The sequence below is a fragment of the Guyparkeria sp. genome, assembly GCF_046540515.1.
Classification (GTDB): Bacteria; Pseudomonadota; Gammaproteobacteria; order Halothiobacillales; family Halothiobacillaceae; genus Guyparkeria.
In genome coordinates, this window is sequence record NZ_JBKHFB010000115.1 from 1 (window position 1) to 2,972 (window position 2,972).

Genomic DNA, 2,972 nt, shown 5'->3' on the forward strand with positions numbered 1-2,972 from the left:
GAGGACCTGGAGGCCATCACCACCATCGACATCCTGCGTCGTGGCAGCATCCAGGTGGAGGTCTCCGCGCTGCACGAAGACAAGGTGACCGGTTCACGTGGCACGACGGTGGTCGCGGACACCAACCTGACCCTGCTCGACGAGACCCGGGTCTTCGATGCCATCGTACTGCCCGGCGGCCAACCCGGCGCGAACAACCTGGCCGCCGACAAGCGGGTACTCAAGCGCCTCCAGGACCAGTCGGCCGAAGGACGCTGGATCGGTGCGATCTGCGCCGCGCCGAAGGTGCTGGCCACCGCCGGGCTGCTCAAGGGCCGCCGCATCACGCATTTCCCGGGCGCCCTCGGTGCCGACGAGACGCAGGGCGTCGAGGTGACCGACGAGGCTGTGGTGGTCGACGGCAACCTGATCACCGGGCGCGGTCCCGGGGTCGCCGTGGACTTCGCCCTCGCCCTGGTCGAACAGCTGGCCGGGCGCGAGACCCGCGACGCGGTCGAGTCCAAGCTCGCTCGCTGACCCGCCCCCCGGCCTCGGTCGCCCGGCACACGCCTGCCCCGATGGCAGGCGTTTTACGTTGTGGCCCTGCTTCGCCCGTCACCCAGTTCATCGCCCCGGTTGTCCACCCATGTCGTCACCGTCCCCCACCTCGTCGTTCTTCACTCCGGCCGGAACGCTCGAGCGTGAACTCGAGGCGAAGAAAAGCCGCTTTATCGCCCGCGCCGGCGCGGTGGACAGCCGCGACGCGGCCCTGGCGTTCGTCGAGTCGGTCCGAGCCGACTATCCCGACGCCCGTCATCACTGCTGGGCCTACCTGATCGGCAACCCGGATGCGGCCGCCACGGCGGCGATGAGCGACGACGGCGAACCCGGCGGCACGGCCGGCAAGCCCATTCTCAATGTCATCCAGCACAAGGGCCTCGGGGACGTGATCGTGGTGGTTACCCGCTACTTTGGCGGCGTGAAGCTGGGTGCCGGCGGCCTGGTGCGCGCCTATGCCGGGGCGACGCAGCGAGTGCTCGCCGAACTGCCGCTGACCGAACACCGCCCGCAACGCCGATTCACCGTCATCTTCGACTTCGCCGCCGAGCAGCCGTTGCGTCACTGGCTCGACGGCCACGGGGCGACACTGCTGTCGATCGAATACGGCCCGCAGGTATCCGCCGAGCTGATCGTTCCCGAGGAACAGGTGGCCCAGTTCGAGGCCTTCCTCGGCGCCCAGGGAATCCGGCAGGACAGGGGGCGAACGGACTCGCCACGCGACTGATCCGGATCGAGAAACCGCCGTCCGTTCGTCACGCAAAAAGGCCCGGGCGAATGCCCGGGCCTTCATCTTGCCGACACGTCCCTGTGTCGTCGCGTTACTCGACTGTCCTTACTTGTTGGTGAACTCGGGGTAGGCCTCCATGCCGCACTCGGCCGAGTCGACGCCTTCCTGCTCGTCTTCCTCGCTGATGCGCAGGCCCATGACGGCCTTGAGGATCAGCCAGATCACCAGACTGGCGACGAAGACGAAACCGCCGATCAGGACCAGGCCCGCCAGCTGACCGCCCAGGGTCGCCTCGTCGTTCGACAGCAGCACCGCCAGCACACCCCAGATACCGGCAACACCGTGCACCGACAGGGCACCGACCGGATCGTCGATCTTGATCTTCTCGAAGCCAAGGATGGAGAAGACCACGATCACGCCGCCGATCGCACCGATCAGGGTGGCCAGCAGGGCCGACGGAGACGCCGGGTCGGCGGTGATGGCGACGAGACCGGCCAGCGCGCCGTTGAGAACCATGGTCAGGTCGACCTTGCCGAAGGTCAGCTTGGAGGCGATCATCGCCGCGATCACGCCACCGGCAGCCGCGAGGTTCGTGTTGGTGAACACCTGGGCCACCGCGTTGGCCGAGCCCACGTCGGAGACCTTGAGTTCCGAACCACCGTTGAAGCCGAACCAACCGAGCCACAGGATGAACGTACCCAGTGTCGCGAGCGGCAGATTGGCACCCGGCAGGGCATTGACCTGGCCATTCGGACCGAACTTGCCCTTGCGCGGACCGAGCAGCAGCACACCCGCCAGGGCGGCGACCGCTCCGGTGAAGTGGACGATGCCCGAGCCGGCGTAATCGGAGTAGCCCAGATCACTCAGGAGGCCGCCACCCCAGCTCCAGTAGCCCTGGATCGGGTAGATCAGACCGGTGAGCACCACGGTGAAGGCCAGGAAGGCCCACAGCTTCATCCGCTCGGCGACCACGCCCGAGACGATCGACATGGCGGTGGCCACGAACACGACCTGGAAGAAGAAGTCGGCCATGTTGGAGTAGTAGATGTCGCCACCACTCGCCGCGACTTCGGCCGCCGTGTTGTCGCCTCCGAGGAAGAACGAAAGGCCCGGGATGATGCTGGACACGCCGTCGCCGTACATGATGTTGTAGCCCACCACCATGTACATGATGCTGGCGATCGAGAACAGCGCGATGTTCTTGGTCAGTATCTCGACGGTGCTCTTCGAGCGCACCAGGCCCGCCTCGAGCATGGTGAAGCCCGCCGCCATCCACATGACGAAGGCACCGGCGATCAGAAAGTAGAACGTATCGAGGGCATAGCCCAGTTCGATGACTTGAGTTTCCACGGTGAAATCCTCCGCTTAAAGGGCGTCCGTACCGGTCTCGCCGGTCCGGATGCGAATGGCTTCCTCGATCGGCGAGACGAAGATCTTGCCGTCACCGATCTTGCCGGTGCTGGCCGCGTTGGTGATCACCTCGATCACCTGGTCGGCGAGGCTGTCGTCGACGACCATTTCCAGCTTCACCTTGGGCAGGAAGTCGACCACGTATTCCGCGCCCCGGTAGAGCTCGGTGTGGCCTTTCTGACGACCGAAGCCCTTGACCTCGGTCATGGTGATCCCCTTCACGCCGACGCCGCCGAGTGCCTCTCGAACGTCGTCAAGCTTGAAGGGCTTGATGATTGCCGTAATCAGTTTCATG

4 protein-coding genes are annotated in these 2,972 nt (G+C 65.7%); 2 read left to right on the top strand and 2 right to left on the bottom strand.

What is annotated here, in order from left to right:
* Positions 1-516, top strand: a 516-nt coding sequence (locus ACLFRM_RS09285; RefSeq protein ID WP_410755457.1) for a DJ-1 family glyoxalase III, incomplete at its 5' end; no start/stop codon positions are given.
* Positions 517-625: 109 nt separating this feature from the next.
* A complete protein-coding gene (locus ACLFRM_RS09290) occupies positions 626-1,264 on the top strand; it encodes a YigZ family protein (RefSeq protein ID WP_410755458.1) in 639 nt (212 codons plus the stop codon).
* A gap of 108 nt (positions 1,265-1,372) precedes the next feature.
* Here ACLFRM_RS09290 and ACLFRM_RS09295 read toward each other — a convergent pair whose 3' ends face one another.
* Positions 1,373-2,617 carry an ammonium transporter gene (locus ACLFRM_RS09295; RefSeq protein WP_410755459.1) on the bottom strand — a complete coding sequence of 415 codons (1,245 nt, stop codon included), beginning with the start codon at positions 2,615-2,617 and terminating at the stop codon, positions 1,373-1,375.
* Between the two features lie 15 nt (positions 2,618-2,632).
* Positions 2,633-2,971 carry a P-II family nitrogen regulator gene (locus ACLFRM_RS09300; RefSeq protein WP_410755460.1) on the bottom strand — a complete coding sequence of 113 codons (339 nt, stop codon included), beginning with the start codon at positions 2,969-2,971 and terminating at the stop codon, positions 2,633-2,635.
* Position 2,972 lies beyond the last annotated feature (1 nt).

Excerpts from the sequence above, each read along its gene's own strand:
- ACLFRM_RS09300 (WP_410755460.1), bottom strand. The coding sequence starts at position 2,971 with ATGAAACTGATTACGGCAATCATCAAGCCCTTCAAGCTTGACGACGTT.
- ACLFRM_RS09290 (WP_410755458.1), top strand. The coding sequence starts at position 626 with ATGTCGTCACCGTCCCCCACCTCGTCGTTCTTCACTCCGGCCGGAACG.